The following is a 21,706-nucleotide window of genomic DNA, read 5'->3' on the forward strand; positions in this document are numbered from 1 at the left end:
TCGCTTTCAGTGCCGGTGGACGTGGTCGGGCTGGCGAGGGTCGCCAGGGTGTTCGTATCCGGGCTCCAGCCGCACCGCCTCGGCTCGTCGCGCATCGAGCCAATGGCGGAAGGCCCGCCTGCGCGCCGACCCCAGCAGGTGTGCGGTGATCTGCGGCCGCACCAGGTCCAGCGCGGGGGCGACGGTCGGCGCGGCAGACCAGCCGTCGGGACCGGGCACGGGCGGCGCGAACCGCAGGGGGTTGTGGACGTGGTAGCGCTCGATCTCGTCGTCGGTGACCTGGACCGCCGCAGTCACGTGGACGAACACCGCCCGCGCCAGCGGCTGTTCGAGGGCGGCCGCGGCGATGCTGCCGAGCTCCATGCGGGCGGCCGGGGCGGGCAGCAGGTCGGCTGGTGTTGGCGCGTCCCGGTCGGTCAGCCCGAGTTCGGCCGCCGCCAACCGCACCACCTCGTCGGTGACGAGCAGCTGGGTCAGCCAGCGCCGCAGCTGCCGCCCCTCACTGGTCCCGGCCACAGGGAGCGATGACGCCAATGCGCTTGCCCGCAAACGCGATTCGCGCTCGTCGAGCACAGCGACGGGAATCTTCCGCCCGGCGACGACGGCAATGTGACTCATCGGACGCGCACCGATACCGCCGGCGTGTACAGCACCCGGCCGGCCGCGGCGATCCGCACCAGCGCCCACCACTGCCCGGGGCCGACCCACGGCGGCGGCGTCACGTCGAAGTCGAATGCGGCGGAGCCACCGGCGGGCACGTCGGCCCCGAGCACGCTGGGCCCCAACCAGTCCCAGGTGCCCCACGGACTGATCAAGTGTGCTTCCAGGCTCAGCGGCGCCCCGGCAGCAGAGCCGACGATCACGCTCAGGTCCGCGTGTTCACCGGCGACGACGTCGACGGGTTCGGGCTCGGCAACCAACCTGAGCAGCGGGGTGTCGCCGGGGTCGCCGACCGTGACCACGCAGACGTCTTCGACCATCTGGCGCCAGGCCGCCGGAATCTGCGTGTCCTTGGCGCCGCCGGTGACGGCCAGCTCGATCCGTACCGGGTATCGGCCCGCGGAGATGTCGGCCGGAAGGGTCAGCTGCACTTCGGTTTCCAGATAGCCGCCGGGCGGCAGCACGAAGGGCAGCTCGCCCGGAGTGGCCACCCAGCCGTCGGGACACAGCACCCGCACCCGGCCGTGGAGCGCGGCATCGGCGCAGTCGCTGGCGGCGGTGACGCGCAGCGGCAGTGACGTACCCGGTTCGCCGGAAATTTCGGTGGGGTGCACGTGGGCCACGGCCGGCAGTCCACCCAACGGTGCCGGGCCGCGGTTGTGCAACCAGTACCGGGCGTAAAGCGGTTGGGCGACTTCGGCATCCGGCGCGAGGGTGACGTGGTCACCGCCCAGCACGTGAGGTAGATCGAGCCGTGCCCGCACTGTCGCGATCTCGAAACCGTGCAGTCGCAAGTCGTTTTCGCCGGCCACCCGTTGTTCGAGGAGATCCAGCCGTTCCGTACCTTCGAGGTGCCGCATGCCCGAGGTGACGCTGACCTCCGTCGGACGTCCCGAGGTCTGCACCAGGCGCAGGGTGATGCCCGACCGCGGGTCGACGGGCGCGCAGCTACCGGTGGCAATGGGGTTGCCGGTGGCCTTCAGCGCGGCCAGCGTCACGTCGGATGCGGGTTCGACGCCCAGCAGTGAACCAGTACCGGGCAATCCGCCCGCCACCGCCGGATGATCGGTGTGCACCGCGAGCAGCGGTTGCGAGTACTCGGCGCTGCGGCCGGCAATGCCTGCGGCGCGCCAGTCACCGTCACCGGCCGCGACGGCGTAGTCGAAGGTGTGGGTCCAGTGCTGGAGCTGGAAATTCGAGCCGTCGGGTGCGGCGCGGCGCGGCGGGTCGATCCAGGTGCCCGACGGCCAGCCGGTGCACGACCGCATCAACGAGGTGTGCAGGACGCCGTCCGGCTCGACGGCGAAACCCGGTACGCCCCGGTTCATTACGGCGACGCTGCGCGCCTCGAAGGGACCGATACCGGCCGCGACATCCTGCTCGACGGTGATCTCGGCGGTAGCGAGGGCGGCGATCAGTTCTTCGGTGGCACCGGCCCCGGCGACGATCAGCACCGGCAGCGCCCGCACACCCGTCAGATCGGCGCCCGGAATCCAGCGCTGCACCAGGTCGGCATCGGCGGGCACCCAGAGCCGGGCGCTGCCCGTCGCCAGGCGGCGCTGTAGTTCCGCGCCGTAGCACGGATCCGCGGCCGCCAATACCTCACTGGTGAAGGCGTTTTCGTCGGGTCCACCGAGCGCGATGCGGGCGTCGGGCAGGTTGGAGTCGACAGCGAGATCGCCGTAGCGCGGTTTGTCGGCGCTGCTGCAGGTCGCCGTCACCCCGGCCCGGACCAGCGCCACCATCAGCTCGCGGGTCGGGGCCGCCGGATCGGCTGCGTTCGGGACCACGACCTCGGCCACCGACACCGCCCGCACGTAGTCGCCCTGCGCGTCTCGCACTCGGACCCGCACCGCCGCGGACAGTCCGAACCAGCCGTAGGCGGGGTTGTCCAGCGTGTAGGGATGGTCCGCCGTGTCGACGGCGTCATGCGAATCCCGTTGGTGCAGCAGGCCGAAACCCCGGCCGATCACCGCATCACCGACCTCGCTGACCGGCATCGCGCCCGGCACCGGGCAGGGCCAGCGCAGCCGCAGCAGCTTGTCCGCGCCGGCGAATTCGTCGATCACGGTGCGGCAGTCCAGGCGATCCACGCCGTGCCACAGCGTGATGGTCTGGGTATAGGCCAGCACGTCACCGATCCGACCGGTGACCACCAGCCGCTCCCCCAGCGGGCTGCGGTAGGCCTGCACAGACTGGGCCGGATATTCGGCGGCGCCCACCACGGGCCCCTTCGGCAGCAGATGCCAGGGTCCTTCGTGTTCGGTGGGATGCGCGGAATGTTCATCGTAGACGGCGATCTCGTTGCCGACCCGGCCCGTGCCGATCAGCTCGACCCCGTCGCGCCGCAGTGACGACACCGCGCCGCCGCGGTCGGGGTCGACGGTGCAGCGGTAACGGTCATTGGTGATGGTGGTGCCGGCCACCGGTTCCCACCCCGACGGCACAGTGTTCCCGCCGAGCGTGTATCCCCGCCAGCCGAGCGACGGCACCTCGCGGGCCAGCCAGGTGACGGTGCGGCCGCCGTCTTCGACCAGGACCGGCACCGGCGTGCCGTCCGCGCCCTGGACCGACCCTTGCATCGGTTCGTCGAGGTGGACGGTGACGATGTCGGTTCGATTGTGCGCCAATGGGTTCCACACCACGATGTCAACGTCGACAGCGCGGGACAGTAGCGCCACGGCGTTGTCCCGGGCGGTCCGGCCGAGTTCCCAGGCGTCGCGCCAGCCGGTGAGCAGGTCGAGGTACACCTGGTCAGATTCCGATCCGGTGATGGCGTCGTGGTGCGCCCCGTACGCCAGCTGCACCCAGGCCTTGGCCAGGGCCGCTTGCGGATAGGTGGCGCCGGTGAGCAATCCGGCGAACACCGCGAACCGCTCGGCTTGCAGCACGACGTTCTCGGCGGCCCGGTTGGCCTGTTTGGTGTCGATGTACGACACGTCCTTGCCCGTGTAGATCGGGTTCATGTCCCGGGTCTGCGGCGACGGCTGGGCGCCGCGGGCCGCCAGTTCGGCACGGACCGCGGCGAAGAACTCGCGCGGCAGGGCACACACGAAACGGGGCCACGTGTACCGGGCCGCCCAGTCGCGGTGAATCTCGGTAACCCATTTGCTCGGCGGGGTGTAGTCGGTGCCCACCGGCAGCAGCACATTGCGGGTCAGCGCAACCCTTTTCAGCTTGGCGAACGTCTCATAGGTGGCGGCTTCTGCCTCGTGCAACGATGCCGACGAGTCCATCCACCACCCCGCGGCGTAGTGCGCCGGCATGTAATGGGTGAGCAGCCCGCGGCCCGACGGTGCGATCCAGTCGAATTCACTGGCGAACTGCATCCGCGCGGGATCGCCGTCGCGGTGCATCGGCCCCCACTGGTGATGCGGGCCGCGGGCCCACGAACTGGAGGTCAGCCCCGCGTCGGCAGCCATGCCGGGGAACTGCGGATCGTGGCCGAACACATCCAGTTGCCACGCCGTCGCCGGCTCGGCGCCCATGACATCACGCTGAAACCCGATGCCGTGCACGAAGTTCCGGATCGCCGTCTCGGGACCGGTCAGATTGGTGTTCGGCTCGTTGTAGGTGCCGCCCATGATCTCGACACGACCCTCGGCGAGCAGCGCGCGCAGCTGGGCACGTTGCTCCGGATGGGTGTCCCAGTAGGGTTTGAGGTAGTCGACTTCGGCCAGCACGAATTTGTATTCGGGCTCCCGCCTTGCCATTTCGAGGTGCGCGGTGACCAGGTCGAAGCCGTTGGCCTGCCGGCACCGTCCGGGCGGATCCTCGGTCCAGACGCTGGTGTACGCGGCCTGGGTGTTCCACCACACCGGGTCGTAGTGGAAGTGGCTGATCATGTGCATGGTCCAGCCGGGCTCGGCGACGACGAACTCGAACGGGGTCTGCGCGCCGCCGATGTCGAGCTGCGCGGCCCGGATCTGTCCCGGCACCGGAGCCTCGACGGCCACCGGAATCTCCACCGTGCCGTCGCCCGGCGGAGCCTCGGCCCGGCCGCACAACCCGTCCCCGGCCACCCGGACCTCGGTGGCTGCCGCACATCCGGTGTAGTCCACGCGCACGATCTGCAGCGGTTCATCGCCCGGGCCGACGAACAACTCGGTGGAAACCACGGCCGTCACTTGCAGGGGTCGTCCCGTCGACACCCCTGCACCATACGGCGCGGCGTCACTGATCGGGAGGCATTGCGGCACGCAACCGGTCTGCGACCACGGCGGCCGCGGCGATCACCTCGGGCGGTTCGAGAACCTCGAACCGATACCCCGGCATCGCCAGGTACAGCACGATGCGCTCGGGATCGTCACCCCCGGCGGTCACGATGCAGTGGTCCGGACCGTCCGGCGCAATCTGCGCGGAGGCGGCGGAGAATACCTGTGCCAGTTGACTTTCGGAGGCCTCGAACCGGGCCCGCACGACGTACCGGTACGGCGACGTGGTGATGGCCCGGCGGACGTACTCCGCCGCGTCCGGCGCCGGGCGCACGGCGAACGTCGTCCCCGCGGCGTTGACGTCGGCCATCCGGTCCAGCCGCAGCGTCCGCCAGTCGTCGCGGTCGCGGTCGTATGCCAGCAGGTACCAGCGGCGTCCGGTCGTGACGAGTTGATAGGGCTCCAGGCGCCGCTGCGTGTGGTTGCCGCGGATGTCGGTGTAGCCGAGCCGGATGTGTTCGCGATCCCGGCAGGCACGGGCCAGTGTCATCAGGTCGTCGGGCGACACCGCTTCGACGGCGCCGCCACCGGTCAGCATCACCGTCGAGTCGTGCACCGCGGCCACCTGCGACCTGAGCCGCGCCGGCATCACCTGGTCGAGTTTGGACAGCGCCCGCAGCGCCGACTCCCCGACGCCCGCCACGGTGCCGCCGGCGGCCAGCCGCAGACACACCGCCATCGCGACGGCCTCCTCCGGGTCGAGCAGCAGCGGGGGCAATGCGGCGCCGGCACCCAGCTGATAGCCACCGTCGCGGCCCTTGCTGGCATGAACGGGATAACCGAGGTCGCGCAGCCGCTCAATGTCCCGGCGCACGCTGCGTCCGGTGACGCCGAGCCGGTCGGCAAGTTCCTGCCCCGTCCACACCCGGCGCGCCTGCAACAGCCCCAGCAGCTGGAGCACCCGGCTCGTGGTTTCGGACATGACAACACTCTGCCGCACTCATAGGACAGAAACAGTCCTAATTGAATGTCAGGGTTTCCCTGTGACCGAAGAACGGACCGAAGAACTGGCCGAGCAACTCGACTGGCACTGGCAGCACCACCTGCGTCCACGACTCGAGGGACTGACCGACGACGAATATTTCTGGCAGCCGGTGCCCGGCTGCTGGACCGTCCACCCCGACGGGTCCGTCGACTTCAGCTATCCCCCAACACAACCCGAACCGTTCACCACCATCGCCTGGCGGCTGGCGCACGTCATCGTCGGCGTCCTGGCGATGCGCAACCATTCGCATTTCGGTGGCCCACCGGCCGACTACGAGTCGTGGCCCTACGCCCGCGACGCGCGCAGCGCGCTGGATCAGCTCGACGCCGCCTATGCGAACTGGATTGCCGGGGTCCGGGGGCTCGACGACGCCGCCCTGGCGCGTCCATGCGGTCCGGCCGAAGGTCCCTACGCCGACCTCACCATGGCCACCCTGGTGCTGCACATCAATCGCGAAGTCATTCACCACGGCGCGGAAATCGCCTGCGTCCGTGATCTTTACGCCCACACCGAGAAGGAGAACTAACCATGGCCGGACTGCCCGCACCCGCAGACGACGAGCGTCGGACCCTGAGCAACTTCCTGGCGTTCCAGCAGGACGCCTTCGCCGCCGTCGCCCACGGCCTCACCGATGAGCAGGCCCGCTCGACGCCGTCGGTCAGCGCGCTGTCGGTCGGCGGCCTGATCAAACACGTCACCGCCGTCCAAGCCGGCTGGGTGGCACGCGCGGTGGCGGCTCCCGACTTCCCGCCGCGGGACACCCGGCCGATGGCCGAACAGATGGCCGAGCACGAAGACCAACTCACGATGCGCGACGACGAGAAACTCGGCGATCTGCTGGACGCCCTGCGCGCGCAGAACACCCAGACGCTGCAGGCCTTCGCCGAACTCGACCTGGACGCGCTGGTGCCGGTACCGCACGAGGTGCCGTGGTTCCCCTCGGACATCGATCACTGGTCGGTGCGCTGGGTGGGCATGCACATCATCGAGGAGCTGTCCCGCCACGCGGGCCACGCCGACATCATCCGCGAATCCATCGACCGCGCCACCATGTACGAGCTGCTGGCCGCCGAAGAACAATGGCCGGAGACGGACTTCATCAAGCGCTGGCGGCCCACCGTCCGGTAGCGCTGTCGCGCTCGACGACCTGGCTGCCCGGGCCTACGCCCTGGGCAGCCTTGTCGTCACTCTCGACGCAGAACCAACGCCAGCGCCGCGTCGACCACCACGTCGAGATCGGCGCCAAGCGCACCCGACAGCCACTGCTGGGCCAGCTCGGCCATCGCGCCGGTGTACATCGCCGCGCCGACGCGCGCGGCAACCGGGTCCGAGTCGGGGTGCAGCCGGCCGCCCTCGGCCAGCACCGCGTCGAGCAGCAGGTCCTGGGTGACGGCCCGGCGCGCGGCGAGCACGGGGTTGGCGCGCGCTTCGGTGAACAGCACCCGCCCCCGCCGCGGATCGTGGGAACCGAAGCCCAGTACCGCAGCGATGCCGGCGCCGGTCCGTTCCCGCACCGAATCCCCCGCGCCGGCGATCGCGGTGTCCACCACGGCGGCCAATTCGACACTCACCTTGTCGTAGACGGCGCCCAGCAGCTCGTCGATGCCGTCGAAGCTCTCGTAGAAGTACCGGGTGTTGAGTCCGCACGCACGACACACCGACCGGACCGACAATGCCGTCTCGCCGCCGGAACCGAACAGCTCGAATGCCGCGTCGACCAGCAGCCCGCGGCGCTCCGCGCGGCGGTCGTCGAGCGGAACCCCCGCCCACCTGGTGGGTGTCGACATCCCTACAGCCTAGGTCTGGTCACACCCGTCACCAAATACTATTCTGGTTACAACCGTGACCAGAAGGAGTGGACGTGTATCTGCCGCACCAGTTCATCGAGCACCAGCTTCAGCACCGGTTCGACCAGACCATCCGGCGGAACTACTTCCGCGGCATGGACTTCGCCGGTCCGGCCGGAGACCCGGGGTGGTTCGGCCCCGGCAGCGCCGTCTGGCACGTGCACTCCCACACCGAGGCCCTGGTCTTCGGTCTGCAGTGCGCCGCGTTCATCGAGCGGCTCGACCCGTCCATCTATTGGATGGGTATGCACCACTCCCGCCTGGTCCAACGCGACGAGAACGGGGTCGCCAGCCCGGTGATCGACCCCAAGGGCGCGGCCGTCCGGCTGGGTCATTCCATCGCGTTCTTCATCGGTACCGCGTACGGCAGTACTGAAACCGCCGAGAATCTGGCCCGGACCGTGCGCGCCATGCACCACACCATCAAGGGCGTCCGGCCCGACGGCGCCGCGTACGACGCCGACGACCCGGACTGGCTGCGCTGGAACTACGCGACGGTCGTGTGGGGCCTGGCCACCGCGCACGAGCTCTATCACCCGAACCCGTTGCGCGGCAAGAAACTTGACCGGTACTACGGCGAGTTCATCCGCGTCGGGCACGCCCTGGGCGGCACCGACCTGCCCACCACCAAGGCCGAGACCCTGGACTGCCTGAAGTCCTATCTCCCCAAGCTGGCCCTGACGCACGGCGCCGCCATGGCCACCGGCCCGAACCTGCCGATGCCACAGAGCGCCATCGATTGGGCGGTGCGCGACACCATGCCGAGGTGGGCCAAGCAACTGCTCGGACACACCGACCCCAACCCGATCGAGCGCACCGCGCGCCGCGCCGTCGTGTGGTCGATCATCAACGGCCTGCACACCGCCGGGGGCCCGTTCCCGGAATTCCAGCAGGCGAAGGCCCGGGTCAAAGGTGGCCTCGATCCGGAGCTGGCTCCACACACCGTGCCGGCGTACGTGCCGGGCAGCGACCCGGTCCGCAGCCGCGCCGACATCGAGAGCGTCTTCGTCTGACGCCCCGCCGCCATGGCGTGACGCAGGGCACACCTGTTTGGCGGTACTCGCGGTTTTGAGACACTTCCTCAATGAGTTCTACGCGGAAGACCCCGCACCGCGAAGGCGCCAGGCTGGACCGGGTGCCGCTGCCCGTCGAAGCCGCCCGCATCGGGGCAACCGGCTGGCAGCTCGCCCGGACCGGCATACGCGTCGCCGGCAGCGCCTTCTCCAAGGGCAACCTGCAGCAGAAGGTGATCAAGCAGGTCCCGAAGGCCTTCTCCGATCTCGGGCCGACGTACGTCAAGCTCGGCCAGATCATCGCGTCCAGCCCAGGCGCCTTCGGCGAGCCCCTGAGCCGTGAGTTCCGCAGCCTGCTGGACCGGGTCCCGCCCGCCAACAAGGACGAGGTCCACAAACTGCTGCGCGAGGAGCTCGGCGGCGAGCCGTCCGACCTTTTCGAGAGCTTCGACGACGAGCCCTTCGCTTCCGCCTCCATCGCCCAGGTGCACTACGCGACGCTGCACTCGGGCGAAGAGGTCGTCGTCAAAGTCCAGCGACCCGGTATCCGCCGGCGGGTCGCTGCCGACCTGCAGATCCTCAAGCGCGGCGCACAGATCGCCGAGCTGGCCAAGCTGGGCCAGCGGCTGTCCGCACAGGATGTGGTCGCCGACTTCGCCGACAACCTCGCCGAGGAGCTCGACTTCCGGCTCGAGGCGCAGTCCATGGACGCGTGGGTGGCGCACATGCACTCCTCGCCGCTGGGCCAGAACATACGGGTGGCCCAGGTGTACTGGGACCTGACCAGCGAGCGCGTGCTGACCATGGAGCGCGTCGAGGGCATCCGCATCGACGACGCCGCCGCCATTCGCAAGGCCGGATTCGACGGCGAGGAACTGGTCAAGGCCCTGCTGTTCAGCGTGTTCGAGGGCGGCCTCAAGCACGGCCTGTTCCACGGCGACCTGCACGCCGGCAACCTGCACGTCGACAAGGACGGCAAGATCGTCTTCTTCGACTTCGGGATCATGGGCCGCATCGACCCACGGACCCGGTGGCTGCTGCGCGAACTCGTGTACGCCCTGCTGGTCTCGAAGGATCACGCCGCGGCCGGCCGGATCGTCGTGATGATGGGCGCCGTCGGCACGGTCAAGCCGGAGGGCCAGGCGGCCAAGGACCTCGCGGCCTTCACGACGCCGCTCACCATGAAGTCGCTGGGCGACCTGTCCTACGCCGAGATCGGCAAGCAGCTGTCCGCGCTCGCGGACGCGTATGACGTCAAGCTGCCCCGCGAGCTGGTCCTGATCGGCAAGCAGTTCCTCTACGTCGAGCGGTACATGAAGCTGCTGGCGCCGCGGTGGCAGATGATGAGCGACCCCCAGCTGAAGGGCTACTTCACCAACTTCATGGTGGATATCAGCCGCGACCACAAGAACGCCGAGGAGTAGGCCGGAGGCCGCATCCGACCATAAAACCCGAGGAGTAGGCCGGAGGCCACATCCGACCATGAAGATCGAGGAGCAAGCACTCATGCACCCGGAACGAGACACTACCCCCGAAGTCAGGACCGGCATCGCCCGCTCGGGCGACCTGGACATCGCCTACGAGGACATGGGCAACCCGGACCATCCCGCGGTCCTGCTCATCATGGGCCTCGGCGCGCAGTTGCTGTTGTGGCGAAAGGGCTTCTGCGACAAGCTCGTCGAGAAGGGCTACCGAGTCATCCGGTTCGACAACCGGGATGTGGGCCTGTCCACCAAGATCGAGGGCAGGCACTCCGGATCCTCGCTGCTGCCCCGGATGCTCCGGTCGTATGCCGGGCTGCGCAGCGATGCGGTCTACACCTTGGAGGACATGGCCGACGACGCCGCGGCACTGCTCGATCACCTGGAGATCGACCAGGCGCACATCGTCGGCGGCTCGATGGGCGGCATGATCGCGCAGGTCTTCGCGGCGCGCTACCAGCACCGGACCAAGACGCTCGGCGTCATCTTCTCGAGCAACAACCAGCCGCTGCTGCCGCCGCCCGGTCCTAAGCAACTCAAGGCCATCACCACGCGGCCGCAGGACACCTCCCGTGCGGGCGTCATCGCCAACGCGGTCAACGTCGGCCGGATCATCGGCAGCCCCGGCTACCCGACGCCGCTCGACCAAGCCGAGGCCGATGCCGCCGAAAGCTACGACCGCTCCTACTACCCTGTCGGCGTCGCCCGGCATTTCGGGGCCATCCTGGGCAGCGGTAGCCTGCGGCACTACGACGCGCTGATCACCGCACCGACGGTTGTCATCCATGGTCGGGCCGATAAACTGATGCGACCGAGCGGTGGTCGAGCAGTGGCCAAAGCAATCAAGCGCGCTCGGTTGGTGTTGTTCGACGGCATGGGTCACGACCTGCCCGAGCCTCTCTGGGACAACATCGCGGGCGAGCTGGCCACGACATTTGCCGAAATTCGATAGACGTATCAGTCCGATCACAGACCCCGCCACGCTGGGGGAATGAGCGCGGCATGCTGGTATGTCGGCGCTACGGTTGCTGCATGAGCTGAACGTGACGACGCGTCACACCAACGTCAAGGCACCGGTCAGCGGCCAGGTATTGTGCGGTCACAATTGTGAGATTTAGTGACCGACATCACCCGCGAGTGAGGAAGGTCAAGTTAGGTGTTACAGATGATTCAGGATTCGACTGAGGCCAAGGACATGCGGCCGCATTTCGAGGACATCCAGGCGCACTACGACCTGTCTGACGATTTCTTCGGGTTGTTCCAGGACAACTCCCGCAAGTACAGCTGCGCCTACTTCACCGGACCCTTCGTCACGATGGAAGAAGCGCAGATCGCCAACGTCGATCAGCACCTCGACCAGCTGGACCTCAAGCCCGGCATGACGCTGCTGGAGATCGGCTGCGGCTGGGGCCTGACCATGCAGCGGGCCATGGAGAAGTACGACGTCAACGTCGTCGGCCTGACGCTGAGCAAGAACCAGCAGGCGTTCTGCACGGAACTGCTGAGCAAGACCGGGTCGGACCGCACGCACCGGGTGCTGCTCAAGGGTTGGGAAGAGTTCCACGAGCCGGCGGACCGCATCGTGTCGATCGAGGCCTTCGAGCACTTCGGCTTCGAGCGCTACGACGACTTCTTCAAGAGCTGCTACGACATCATGCCCGACGACGGCCGGATGACCATACAGAGCAGCGTGAGCTACCACCCCATGGACATGGCGGCGCGGGGCAAGAAGCTCACGTTCGAGATGGCCCGGTTCATCAAGTTCATGGCCACCGACATCTTCCCCGGCGGCCGTCTGCCCAGCACCCAGATGATGGTCGATCACGGCGAGAAGGCCGGCTTCCACGTCCCGGACCCGGTGTCCCTGCGCAACCACTACATCAAGACGCTCGGCGTCTGGGCAGCCAACCTGGAGCACCACAAGGAAGAGGCCATCGCCATTTCCGGCCAGGTGAACTACGACCGGTACATGAAGTATCTGACCGGTTGCCAGTACTACTTCCTCGACGAGGTCCTCGACGTCAGCCTGGTCACTTACAACAAGTCCAAGGAAGCCGCCTGAACGGCTTTCACCAGAAGCGCCCCCGGCCGTACACGGCCGGGGGCGCTTCTGTTTTGCCGGGTTCCTAGTGGTCGGCGTGGTCGGCGTGGTCGGCGCCTTGCCCGCTGTGTGATCCATTGTTGGTGCCGGTCGATCCGTTGTCCGACGAGGGGTCGCCGGATTTGGCGGGCTTGCCCTTCGCACCAGCTGAGTCGCCCGCGTTGCCGGACTTGTCGGGCTTCCCCGACTTGCTGGACTTGACCTTCGAGTCGTCCTGCGCGCCAGACGAGTCATCCGTCTTGCTGCCGGAGCCCGACGACTTGCCGGGGGCAGTGGTCGACGAGGCTGCGCTGGAGACGGGTCCGGATGTGCCGGTTGAAGACGACGGCGATGACTCGCCAGTGGGTGAGGCCGTGCTCGGCGTCGTGCCCGAACCCGTTGCGCCGGAAGCCGACTGGCTCGTTGCCGACGACGTCGTGGCGGCCACCGGCACCGCGGTGACGGTGGTCCCGGTCGACCCCGTGGTTCCCGTCGCCCCCGTCGTGCCCGTCGACCCGCTCGTTCCGGTCGTTCCGGTCGTTCCGGTCGTACCGGTCGTGCCCGTTGCTCCGCTTGTCCCGGTCGACGAGCTCTTCTGGGTTCCCGATGTCGTCGCGGCCGTGGTTTGCGCCGCCTCAGTCGTCGCGGCTGTTGCCGTGGGCGTGACCGCCGCGGTCTTGAGCGGAGCCGCCGTCACCTTCGCGGCCAACGGAGTGGACGACGGCAGGGTTCCGGTCAGCTGTGAGGAGACCGCCGTGAACCACGCATTGATCGCCTGCCCCAATTGCTGAAATTCGCCCTGGACGGCCAAGCTGATCGATTGCAGCAGGTTGGCCAGCGACTGGGCCACCGAGGTGACTCCCGAGACGACGCCGCCAACTGTCGAGCCGATGGCGCCCAGCAGGCCGCCCGAATACTGCTGAATCGCTTGTTGGACGACGGCAACCGCGAGTTTCGGCGTCCAGTCGGCGTTCCAGATGCCGTACCCGTCGGCACCCGGAACACCGTCTTGCGCGGTGTAGATGAACACCGGGCCGGCGTAGGCGATGGTCTGCCAGGTGTCGAGCAGGTTCTTGATCAGGTCGGCCTGAGTCTGCTGACTCACGTCGTTGGTGGACGCACCGAACTCACTGATCCAGATCTTCTTGAGCCCGTCACCGTATTGCGTCATCAGCTGGTAGATCGTATTCAGCTGCGTCAGAGGCGAATTCGCGACGCCAAGGCCCTGGGAGAACGGCAGCGACTCCTGATACGGGTGGAACGACAACGCATCGAAGTAGTTCGCCGCACCGGCGGCCAGCATCTGCTGGACGAAGGTCGTCGGGTCCATCGTGATGCCGCCGAAGGTGACCACGCTGCCCAGCGCACCGGCCACCACGGTGGCAGATGGGTTGACCGCCTTGATCGCAGGATATGCCGCCTTCAGCAAGGCCGCATAGGCGACGGGGTCGATCGGGTCGGACGACAGCACGTAGTTCGGCTCGTTCCAGATCTCGTAGGCCGAGATGGCCGTGCCGTATCGCTGGGCCACCTGGGTCACGAACGAGGCGTAGTCAGCGGGGTTCGGCGTCCCGGCACCGGTGATCGCGGTGGACGAGCCCTCCCACAGCGGCGTGCTGGCGACCTCGGCCATGACGCCCATGTTCCGCGCCTGGGCGGCCTGGATGACCATGTCGATGCTGGACCAGTTGTAGACGCCGTTGGCGGGTTCGACATAGATCCACGGGACGAAGACGCGGACATCCTGGACCCCGATGGACTGCAGGGTGTCGAGCGTCTGGTTGATCTGCGCCTGAGTCTCGCCGTACAACCCCGAATCGGCGATCCCGATACTCGACGGGGACGAGACGATTTCCGCGGTGTTTTCCACCTGGGCCGTGACCAGTCTCGTCGGCAGGATCGATGGCGTGCTGTACACGCAGATCATCGAGACCGGAAGCACCGCGATAAGCCCACGAAATGTGCAAGTACGAAGCGGCCCGCGCAGCGATGAGTACATACGTGTCCCCTTGCCCAAAATTCGGCACCTGGCGAACCATTACTAGGCCGCCTATTAACGGCGGGAACACTACCGGTAATTGACACGTGGAATCCACAGAACCGTTACACACGTAAACATACCTATGGTCAATAACCAGCTTGAACGCTGTTATTGGCTCACAGCAGGCTTCTAGAGGATTGACAGACGATTCCAATTTACCATTTCGAATATTTACTCCTATCACAATTAGTCGCCACATTCAGCAAATGCCAATTATTGTTGCCAAACTCGCTTCGCGAAGATGATAAATACCTTCGGTACATATTCTGGCACCGGCTCGGCGGGCCGCGGCGCATGGCCGCCCCTATGCTTCTGCAGCACCGATCAATGGAGGACGAGCCGACCCAATGTGGCATTCAGTTCTGACGTACGTGGGCGCCGTCGCACTGTGCGCGGCCGGGGCCGGAATCGCGGTGCGCTGGATTCCGATCGTCAACCGGTCGCTATTGGCGTTGGCCGCTGCGGTGCCGTACCTGGCCATCGGCGCGCCGGTGGCTGCCGCACTGTTCGGGATCGCAAAGAACTGGCCGCTGACCGCGGTCGCGGTGGGCGCCACCGTCGCCACAGTCGTCGTACAGCTGTCCCTGTACCGACGCGCGAAAGCACCGGCGGGCACTGCGCTGCGATTCTTGTCTGCCAACCTGCGCTACGGCCGGGCCGAGGCCGAACCGATCGTCCGGTATGCCGAGGACGGCGCGGATATCGTTGCGCTGCAAGAACTTACACCTGCCGCGTTGTCACGGCTGGAGGCCGCCGGGCTGGACCGGATGTTCCCCTACCGCGCTCTGCGCGAGATGGATGAGCCCGGCGGTGTCGGCATTTGGAGCCGCTACCCGATCAGTGACGTCCGCATCGACGACGGCTTCTGGCTGGGCATGCTGGCCGTCGATGTCGATGTTCCCGGAGCGCCGATCGCACCGCGGGTGATGACCGTTCACCTCTCGGCGCCGTGGCCGGACCCCCTGCAGGGCTGGCGCGACGACCTGGCCCGACTGGCCGACACGTTGCGGAAGGCGGCGCAGGCGAGCTCCGGTCCGGTGCTGCTGGCCGGCGACCTGAACGCCACCCCGGACATGCGCGAGTTCCGGCGGCTGCTGCGGCAGGGCTATCAGGATGCCGGCGCTCAGGCCGGCGCCGGAATAGTACGCACGCACCCGGCCGACATCTTCGCGCCGCCGGTTTTCGCCGTCGATCACATCCTCACCCGCGGCTACGTGGCCACGTCAGTGCAGACGCTGCGGGTGGCCGGTTCTGATCACCGGGCGCTGCTGGCCCAGTTGGTCGCCGCCTGACTCAGTTCACCGGCACGTCGAGGATCGGGCGCGGCTCGGCCGCTCCCGGCCCGTTGAAGTGCCACCACTCCCCCGGATACACGCTCAGCCCACCGGCGACCATGGCGTCCCGCAGCCGGGCGCGGTTGGCCTGCTGCGCCGGGGTGACGCCTGCGGTCGCATACGCCGTCGCGCGCGGGGTGAAATCGTCGAAGTCAGTCCCCATGTCGACTCCGGTGATGGTGACGTCCACCGACAGGCCCGACTCGTGACTGCGCGCGAACTTGCTGGGTTTGGCGACCCAGTTCGGATCCGGCACGGCCTGAAACATCCGGACCTGCACCTCATGCGGTCGGTAGCAGTCCCAGAACGTCAGCACCTCGCCGTGTGCGCGCAGGATCCGGGCAGCGGTGACCAGCCCGGCCGCCATGGATTCGTGGATCAGGCACCGCGCGTCGGCCGGATACAGCGGAACGCCGACGAAGTTGTTCGGGGTGGCGTACCGCAGGTCGATCACCGCATCGGGGACGACGGTCCGGACGTCGATCAGTCCGGCCGCCGCGGCCTGCGGCGACACCGGCGGCGGGGCGGGCTGGGGTGCGGCCGAGGCGGTGCCGAGGTCCGGCCCGAAATTGCCGACCGACAGCAGGGCACCCAGGGTGACGGCGAGTGTTCGCACGAACATGTGTCGAGGCTGCCAGATCCTGGCGCCGCACCACTACCGGATCGGGTCGGCACGCCGAGGTGCACCGGCGCGGAACCAACTCTGCCACTGGCTCCCGGAGACGTCGGGACGAAAGCGTCCGCAACCGCCCGGCTCGCAGAGCGCGCATTCCGGACCCGCACCGTGGTGCTGGTGAGCGGCCCGATCGTGGCCGCACTGGCAGGCATTGCTCATGCTTTCGATGGTTGGCGACGCACCTGTGACGGCTGCTAAACGAGACTGAAGCGCACCTGAGAACTCCAGATGCGCCATCCGCGACGTCGACCGGAAACGACGGAGCCCCGCACGACCTGGGTCGTGCGGGGCTCCGTTACGAAAGCGGATTCGGACTACGCCTCTTCGGTGAAGTTCCGGGTGACAGCCGGGTCGACCTGGATACCCGGGCCGGTGGTCGTCGAGACGGTGACCTTCTTCAGGTAACGGCCCTTCGACGACGACGGCTTGGCACGCAGCACCTCGTCCAGCGCGGCACCATAGTTCTCGGCCAGCTTGACCTCGTCGAACGACGCCTTGCCGATGATCAGGTGCAGGTTGGACTGCTTGTCGACACGGAAGTTGATCTTGCCGCCCTTGATGTCGGACACGGCCTTGGCCACGTCCGGGGTAACGGTGCCAGTCTTCGGGTTCGGCATCAGGCCACGCGGGCCGAGAACGCGGGCGATCTTACCCACCTTGGCCATCTGGTCCGGCGTCGCGATCGCGGCGTCGAAGTCGGTCCACCCACCCTGGATACGCTCGATCAGGTCATCGCTACCGACGGCATCGGCGCCGGCGGCCACAGCGGCCTCGGCCTTCTCACCAACCGCGAACACCACTACGCGGGCGGTCTTACCGGTGCCGTGCGGCAGGTTGACGGTGCCACGCACCATCTGGTCTGCCTTACGAGGATCGACACCCAGCCGGATCGCAACCTCGACGGTCGCGTCCTGCTTCTTCGAGGACGTCTCCTTGGCCAGCTTTACGGCCTGGAGCGGGGTGTACAGGTTGTCGCGGTCCACCTTCTCGGCAGCTTCGCGGTATGCCTTGCTGTTCTTGCTCATTCAAATCTCCTGATTAGAGGTTGTGGTCTGGATTGAACGCTCTTCGCGCGAGCGCTCATCACCGAGCCGAAGCGGGCTCTTCCACAGGTGGGTTCACGCGGCTGCGCGAACCCGGGGATCACTCGACGGTGATGCCCATCGACCGGGCGGTGCCGGCGATGATCTTGGCAGCGGCGTCGATGTCGTTCGCGTTGAGATCTTCCTTCTTGGTCTCGGCGATCTCGCGGACCTGGTCCCAGCTGATCTTGGCGACCTTGGTCTTGTGCGGCTCGGCCGAACCCTTCGGGATACCCGCAGCCTTGAGCAGCAGCCGGGCAGCCGGCGGGGTCTTCAGGACGAACGTGAACGTGCGGTCCTCGTAGACGCTGATCTCGACGGGGATGACGTTTCCGCGCTGGCTTTCTGTCGCGGCGTTGTACGCCTTGCAGAACTCCATGATGTTGACGCCGTGCTGGCCGAGCGCCGGACCCACGGGCGGGGCGGGGTTGGCCGCGCCGGCCTGGATCTGCAGCTTGATCAGCCCGACGACCTTTTTCTTCTTCGGGGCCATTGGTGTGGTGTTCCTTTCTAGGTAGTCGCGGCGCGACTACGTTCCTGCTAACCGAGAGCCGAGGCTCGCGATTAAATCTTGCTGACCTGCGTGAAGGTCAATTCGACCGGCGTCTCGCGTCCGAAGATGGACACCAGCACCTTGAGCTTCTGCTGTTCGGCGTTGACCTCGCTGATCGACGCGGGCAGCGTGGCGAACGGGCCGTCCATGACGGTGACGGACTCGCCGACCTCGAAGTCGACCAGGATCTCCGGACGCGCCAGGGTGGCCTCGCTGTCGGAGCCCGACGCAGCGGCGGCCGAGGTCGCCTTGGCGGGCTTCTTCGCGGCGCCCTGCGGCAGCAGGAACTTGACGACGTCGTCGAGCGACAGCGCCGACGGCTTCGAGGTCGCACCGACGAATCCGGTCACGCCCGGGGTGTTCCGCACGGCGCCCCACGACTCGTCGTTGAGGTCCATGCGCACCAGGATGTAGCCCGGCAGCACCTTGCGGTTGACCTGCTTGCGCTGACCGTTCTTGATCTCGGTGACCTCTTCGGTCGGCACCTCGACCTGGAAGATGTAGTCGCCGACGTCCAGGTTCTGCACGCGGGTCTCGAGATTGGCCTTCACCTTGTTCTCGTAACCGGCGTACGAGTGGATGACGTACCACTCGCCTGCCTGCCGACGCAGCTGCTTCTTCAGCGCGACCGCGGGATCCTCGTCCTCGGGCTCCTCGGCGGCGGCCTCGACCGTCTCGTCGACAACCACGTCGGTCGCCTCGGGCGCTTCCGCAGCGTCGGCCGAGTCGGCCACGGCCTCGTCAGCATCCACGGTGTCGTCAGCGTCCACGGTGTCTTCAGCGTCTTCGAAGGTCTCCACCGACTCGACTGCCTCGGCGGTCACGTCGGACTCATCCGAAGGTGTCTCGCCATCGAAAGTCACGGTAGTCAGTCCTCTCTTACGTTCTTGAGCTCGTCACCGGCGGGCGCTCGGCGTCAGCCGAACACCCACATGACGAGCTTGGCGAGGCCGAAGTCGACCCCACCGATCAGCGCCACCATGAAGACCAGGAACACCAGCACGACCGTCGTGTAGCCGATCATCTGCTTGCGGTTCGGCCAGATGACCTTCCGCAGCTCGGCGACGACCTGCTTGAGGTAGTTCCAGACGAACACGAACGGGTTCCGAGACGCACCGGTCTTGACGGCCTTCTTCGGCTTGTCGCGCTTCTTCGATTTCTTGTCCGCGTCGGCGGCACCGTCTTCAGCGTCGGAATCCGTGGCGTCGGTTTCGACGTCCGACTCGGACTCGTCGACCTCGACGGCCCGCCGGGCCCGCTTTCCGGTCGGACGCGCTGGGCGCGTCACAACTGCGGTCTGGCCCTGCGACTCGCCGTCGCCCGCGTCGGTGCCCGCTTCAGTACCGGCGCCTGCGGAGCCGGCACTATCGCGCTCGTCGCTCACCGCATGCCTTTCGTCTGTTCCAGGTGGTCACATTTCCAGTGTCCACATCGATGTTCAGTTGAGCAGGGGCGACAGGACTTGAACCTGCAACCTGCGGTTTTGGAGACCGCTGCTCTGCCAATTGAGCTACGCCCCTTCAGTACCGACCACGTCGGCACTTCTGGCTGGGTCCTCACACAATTCGCGCGCTCCCCGATCGGTCGATACGTAACCGACGGACAGCGCGCTGAAAAGGGTGGATCCCCGAGGACCGAGTGTACAACGGCCCCAGTCTGAGTTACTAATCCGCTCCGGCCGCCGAGCGCAGGACCTGCCCGGTCTCGCGGTCGTATCGCACGGACACGGAATTGTCGCCCTCGTGGCCCATCAACGTGGTGAAAGCCTCCATGATGAGGCCGCCGTCGTCATCGGTGAGGGTGTTGCGGGTCTGCACGATGTCGGCGCCGAACCGATGCTCGATCGAGACGATCTCGACAGTCGCGTGCAGCCGGTCCCCGACCTTGATCGGGCGGTGGTACACGAATTTCTGGTCGACCTGGATGATCTGCATGGTATCCATGCCGACATCGACGACGCGGAAGAAATCCTGCTGGACCAGCAGCGCAACGATCGCCACAAACGTCGGACCGGCGATCAGGGTGTCATGGCCCAACTCGGCGGCGGCGGCTTCATCCATCGACACCGGGTGGTCCGACTTGACGGCCTTGGCGTACTGCCGGACCTGCTCGCGCCCCACCGTGAAGACCTGCGGGTACTTGTGGACCATCCCGAGGATGTCGGGGTTCACCGGCATGACTAGGCCAACTTCGCGGTCGCGACGGCGCGGCCGAAGATCTTCTTTCCGCCGGTCGTGGCAGAAAGCGCGATGGTCACCGACTTGGTGTCCTCGTCGACCGACTTCACGCGGCCACTGAAGACCAGCTCGGCGCCGATGCCGTCGTTGGGGACCGGGACCACCGAGGTGAAGCGGACGTTGTATTCGGTGACGGCAGCCGGATCACCGACCCAGTTGGTGATGAACCCGCCGCCGAGACCCATGGTCAGCATGCCGTGGGCGATGGCGGTGTCCAGACCGACCTGCTTGGCGATCTCGTCGTCCCAGTGGATCGGGTTCAGGTCGCCGGAGACGCCGGCGTAGTTGACCAGATCCTGCCGGGTCAGCTTGATGGTCTTCTCCGGCAGCTCGTCACCGACCTTGACCGAATTGAACTCACGAAGCGCCATCTGCGAACCCCTTATCTCCGTCTTCACCCGACCGACCCGCCAGGGTCGTGTAGGCCTCCTGCACAACGTCACCACGATCGTTGGTGATGATGTTCTTGGTCACAACGATGTCGGTGCCGTGTGCCTGGCGGAACGAGTCGACGTACACGTCGTAGTAGAGCTTGTCCCCGGCCCTGATCGGAGCGAGGAACCTCAGCTCTTGGTCGACGTGAATGATCTTGGCATCGGAAATGGCGATGCCGGCGGCCTCGAACATCGCCAGCTGCGCCTGATAGCCGAAAATGCTGATGAACGTCAACGGTGCCAGCAACGAGCCGTGGCCGAGTTCAGCCGCGGCCGACTCCTGGTGAAAACACGCGTCGTCGTTCTGGACGGCGATCGCGTGCTCACGGATCTTCTCACGACCGACCTCGTAGCACTCGGGATGCCGGTAGTGAAAACCGACAATGTCCGCCAGACCCACGACGAATGACTAACGCGACTCTTTGTGCGGCTGGTGCGTACCGCAGTTCGGGCAGAACTTCTTCAGTTCGAGCCGATCCGGGTCGTTGCGGCGGTTCTTCTTGGTGATGTAGTTACGGTGCTTGCACACCTCGCAGGCCAAGGTGATCTTCGGCCGTACGTCGGTACTCGACGCCACGATTCTGCCTCTTTCGCTTCGAAATCTCTGTTGTGCTGGTAGCGGTGGGGAGGCTCGATCTCCCGACCTCACGATTATGAGTCGTGCGCTCTAACCAGCTGAGCTACACCGCCCCGACAGACACAGGCGGCGCAGCGGCGGATATAACTTCCGTCGCTCCGCTCGCCATATGTCCACCGAGCCCCCTAACGGAATCGAACCGTTGACCTTTTCCTTACCATGGAAACGCTCTGCCGACTGAGCTAAGGGGGCCTGACCCTCGGTTTCGGACTGCCGGTTATGACCGTCTGCCCCGCGGGCCTTAAAGAGGTTACCGTCTCGCGGTTTCACCTGCCAAAACGGCAGCGTAACCGCACTATTTCGGCTCATTCAGGAGCTGCTTCGCCTGATTGTCCCGATCTGGGCCCGCAGTTGTCCCAGACTTCAATGATCGCTCGCCTCGACACGCGGTTATTGACATCAGGTACCGCTACGTCCTTCGCGCGATCCCTC

Annotated in this window: 21 protein-coding genes and 3 tRNA genes; 7 read left to right on the forward strand and 17 right to left on the reverse strand. The window is 66.7% G+C overall.

Annotated elements, in window-relative coordinates; translation table 11 throughout:
- Positions 1-6: 6 nt before the first annotated feature.
- From ACX12F_RS23505 to ACX12F_RS23515, 3 genes are read right to left on the reverse strand one after another with little or no spacing between them, the layout of a single operon-like run.
- Positions 7-618, reverse strand: coding sequence for a DUF7158 domain-containing protein (locus tag ACX12F_RS23505; protein WP_459366702.1), 612 nt, complete (start codon positions 616-618; stop codon positions 7-9).
- Positions 615-4,793: a glycoside hydrolase family 38 N-terminal domain-containing protein gene (locus ACX12F_RS23510; RefSeq protein ID WP_459370476.1), complete on the reverse strand. Its 4,179-nt coding sequence runs from the start codon at positions 4,791-4,793 to the stop codon at positions 615-617. Before ACX12F_RS23510 ends, ACX12F_RS23505 begins: the two co-directional genes overlap by 4 nt.
- A gap of 40 nt (positions 4,794-4,833) precedes the next feature.
- Positions 4,834-5,796, reverse strand: a complete 963-nt coding sequence (locus tag ACX12F_RS23515) for a helix-turn-helix transcriptional regulator (RefSeq protein WP_459366703.1) — start codon at positions 5,794-5,796, stop codon at positions 4,834-4,836.
- Between the two features lie 61 nt (positions 5,797-5,857).
- Here ACX12F_RS23515 and ACX12F_RS23520 point away from each other — a divergent pair, with 61 nt between their 5' ends.
- Positions 5,858-6,385, forward strand: coding sequence for a DinB family protein (locus ACX12F_RS23520; protein WP_459366704.1), 528 nt, complete (start codon positions 5,858-5,860; stop codon positions 6,383-6,385).
- A gap of 2 nt (positions 6,386-6,387) precedes the next feature.
- Entirely contained in the window at positions 6,388-6,987 is a 600-nt protein-coding gene (locus ACX12F_RS23525; RefSeq protein ID WP_459366705.1) for a DinB family protein, read from the forward strand.
- 56 nt (positions 6,988-7,043) lie between these two features.
- Here the strand turns inward: ACX12F_RS23525 and ACX12F_RS23530 are convergent, their stop codons facing one another.
- Entirely contained in the window at positions 7,044-7,646 is a 603-nt protein-coding gene (locus ACX12F_RS23530; protein ID WP_459366706.1) for a TetR/AcrR family transcriptional regulator, read from the reverse strand.
- 74 nt (positions 7,647-7,720) lie between these two features.
- On the opposite strand from ACX12F_RS23530, the gene ACX12F_RS23535 reads away from it, so the two are divergent.
- The 4 genes from ACX12F_RS23535 (at position 7,721) to ACX12F_RS23550 (ending at position 12,262) form a co-directional block, all read left to right on the forward strand.
- Positions 7,721-8,719, forward strand: a complete 999-nt coding sequence (locus tag ACX12F_RS23535) for an oxygenase MpaB family protein (RefSeq protein ID WP_459366707.1) — start codon at positions 7,721-7,723, stop codon at positions 8,717-8,719.
- Positions 8,720-8,790: 71 nt separating this feature from the next.
- Positions 8,791-10,143, forward strand: a complete 1,353-nt coding sequence (locus ACX12F_RS23540; RefSeq protein ID WP_459366708.1) for an ABC1 kinase family protein — start codon at positions 8,791-8,793, stop codon at positions 10,141-10,143.
- A gap of 58 nt (positions 10,144-10,201) precedes the next feature.
- Complete coding sequence (locus tag ACX12F_RS23545; protein ID WP_459366709.1) at positions 10,202-11,152, forward strand: alpha/beta fold hydrolase; 951 nt, start codon at positions 10,202-10,204, stop codon at positions 11,150-11,152.
- 213 nt (positions 11,153-11,365) lie between these two features.
- Positions 11,366-12,262: a cyclopropane mycolic acid synthase family methyltransferase gene (locus tag ACX12F_RS23550; protein WP_459366710.1), complete on the forward strand. Its 897-nt coding sequence runs from the start codon at positions 11,366-11,368 to the stop codon at positions 12,260-12,262.
- 64 nt (positions 12,263-12,326) lie between these two features.
- On the opposite strand, the gene ACX12F_RS23555 is transcribed toward ACX12F_RS23550, so the two are convergent.
- Positions 12,327-14,198 (reverse strand): cellulase family glycosylhydrolase, encoded by a 1,872-nt coding sequence (locus ACX12F_RS23555; protein WP_459366711.1) that lies wholly within the window; start codon positions 14,196-14,198, stop codon positions 12,327-12,329.
- Between the two features lie 470 nt (positions 14,199-14,668).
- Here ACX12F_RS23555 and ACX12F_RS23560 point away from each other — a divergent pair, with 470 nt between their 5' ends.
- Positions 14,669-15,613, forward strand: a complete 945-nt coding sequence (locus tag ACX12F_RS23560) for an endonuclease/exonuclease/phosphatase family protein (protein ID WP_459366712.1) — start codon at positions 14,669-14,671, stop codon at positions 15,611-15,613.
- Position 15,614: 1 nt separating this feature from the next.
- On the opposite strand, the gene ACX12F_RS23565 is transcribed toward ACX12F_RS23560, so the two are convergent.
- The 12 genes from ACX12F_RS23565 to ACX12F_RS23620 all read right to left on the reverse strand — a co-directional run bounded on the left by ACX12F_RS23565 (position 15,615) and on the right by ACX12F_RS23620 (position 21,466).
- Complete coding sequence (locus tag ACX12F_RS23565; protein WP_459366713.1) at positions 15,615-16,277, reverse strand: M15 family metallopeptidase; 663 nt, start codon at positions 16,275-16,277, stop codon at positions 15,615-15,617.
- Positions 16,278-16,645: 368 nt separating this feature from the next.
- Entirely contained in the window at positions 16,646-17,356 is a 711-nt protein-coding gene (gene rplA / locus ACX12F_RS23570) for a 50S ribosomal protein L1 (protein ID WP_459366714.1), read from the reverse strand.
- 118 nt (positions 17,357-17,474) lie between these two features.
- The gene (rplK, locus tag ACX12F_RS23575; RefSeq protein WP_138232256.1) at positions 17,475-17,906 is read right to left on the reverse strand and encodes a 50S ribosomal protein L11; all 432 of its coding nucleotides are present in this window, start codon (positions 17,904-17,906) and stop codon (positions 17,475-17,477) included.
- Between the two features lie 71 nt (positions 17,907-17,977).
- Positions 17,978-18,829, reverse strand: a complete 852-nt coding sequence (nusG, locus tag ACX12F_RS23580; RefSeq protein WP_459366715.1) for a transcription termination/antitermination protein NusG — start codon at positions 18,827-18,829, stop codon at positions 17,978-17,980.
- Between the two features lie 53 nt (positions 18,830-18,882).
- Entirely contained in the window at positions 18,883-19,350 is a 468-nt protein-coding gene (secE, locus tag ACX12F_RS23585; protein WP_459366716.1) for a preprotein translocase subunit SecE, read from the reverse strand.
- A gap of 63 nt (positions 19,351-19,413) precedes the next feature.
- Positions 19,414-19,486: transfer RNA gene (locus ACX12F_RS23590), tRNA-Trp, on the reverse strand.
- A 144-nt stretch (positions 19,487-19,630) separates the two neighbouring features.
- On the reverse strand, positions 19,631-20,143 hold the full coding sequence (gene hadC, locus ACX12F_RS23595; RefSeq protein WP_459366717.1) for a (3R)-hydroxyacyl-ACP dehydratase subunit HadC: 513 nt from the start codon (positions 20,141-20,143) through the stop codon (positions 19,631-19,633).
- Between the two features lie 2 nt (positions 20,144-20,145).
- On the reverse strand, positions 20,146-20,574 hold the full coding sequence (gene hadB / locus ACX12F_RS23600; protein WP_459366718.1) for a (3R)-hydroxyacyl-ACP dehydratase subunit HadB: 429 nt from the start codon (positions 20,572-20,574) through the stop codon (positions 20,146-20,148).
- Positions 20,561-21,037 carry a (3R)-hydroxyacyl-ACP dehydratase subunit HadA gene (hadA, locus tag ACX12F_RS23605; protein ID WP_459366719.1) on the reverse strand — a complete coding sequence of 159 codons (477 nt, stop codon included), beginning with the start codon at positions 21,035-21,037 and terminating at the stop codon, positions 20,561-20,563. The genes hadB and hadA overlap by 14 nt, the downstream gene beginning before the upstream one ends.
- 9 nt (positions 21,038-21,046) lie before the next feature.
- Positions 21,047-21,214: a 50S ribosomal protein L33 gene (rpmG, locus tag ACX12F_RS23610; RefSeq protein ID WP_059015841.1), complete on the reverse strand. Its 168-nt coding sequence runs from the start codon at positions 21,212-21,214 to the stop codon at positions 21,047-21,049.
- A gap of 36 nt (positions 21,215-21,250) precedes the next feature.
- A tRNA-Met gene (locus tag ACX12F_RS23615) sits at positions 21,251-21,327 on the reverse strand.
- Between the two features lie 66 nt (positions 21,328-21,393).
- Positions 21,394-21,466, reverse strand: a tRNA-Thr gene (locus ACX12F_RS23620).
- Positions 21,467-21,706 lie beyond the last annotated feature (240 nt).

The organism is Mycolicibacterium sp. HS_4_1 (genome assembly GCF_054515875.1).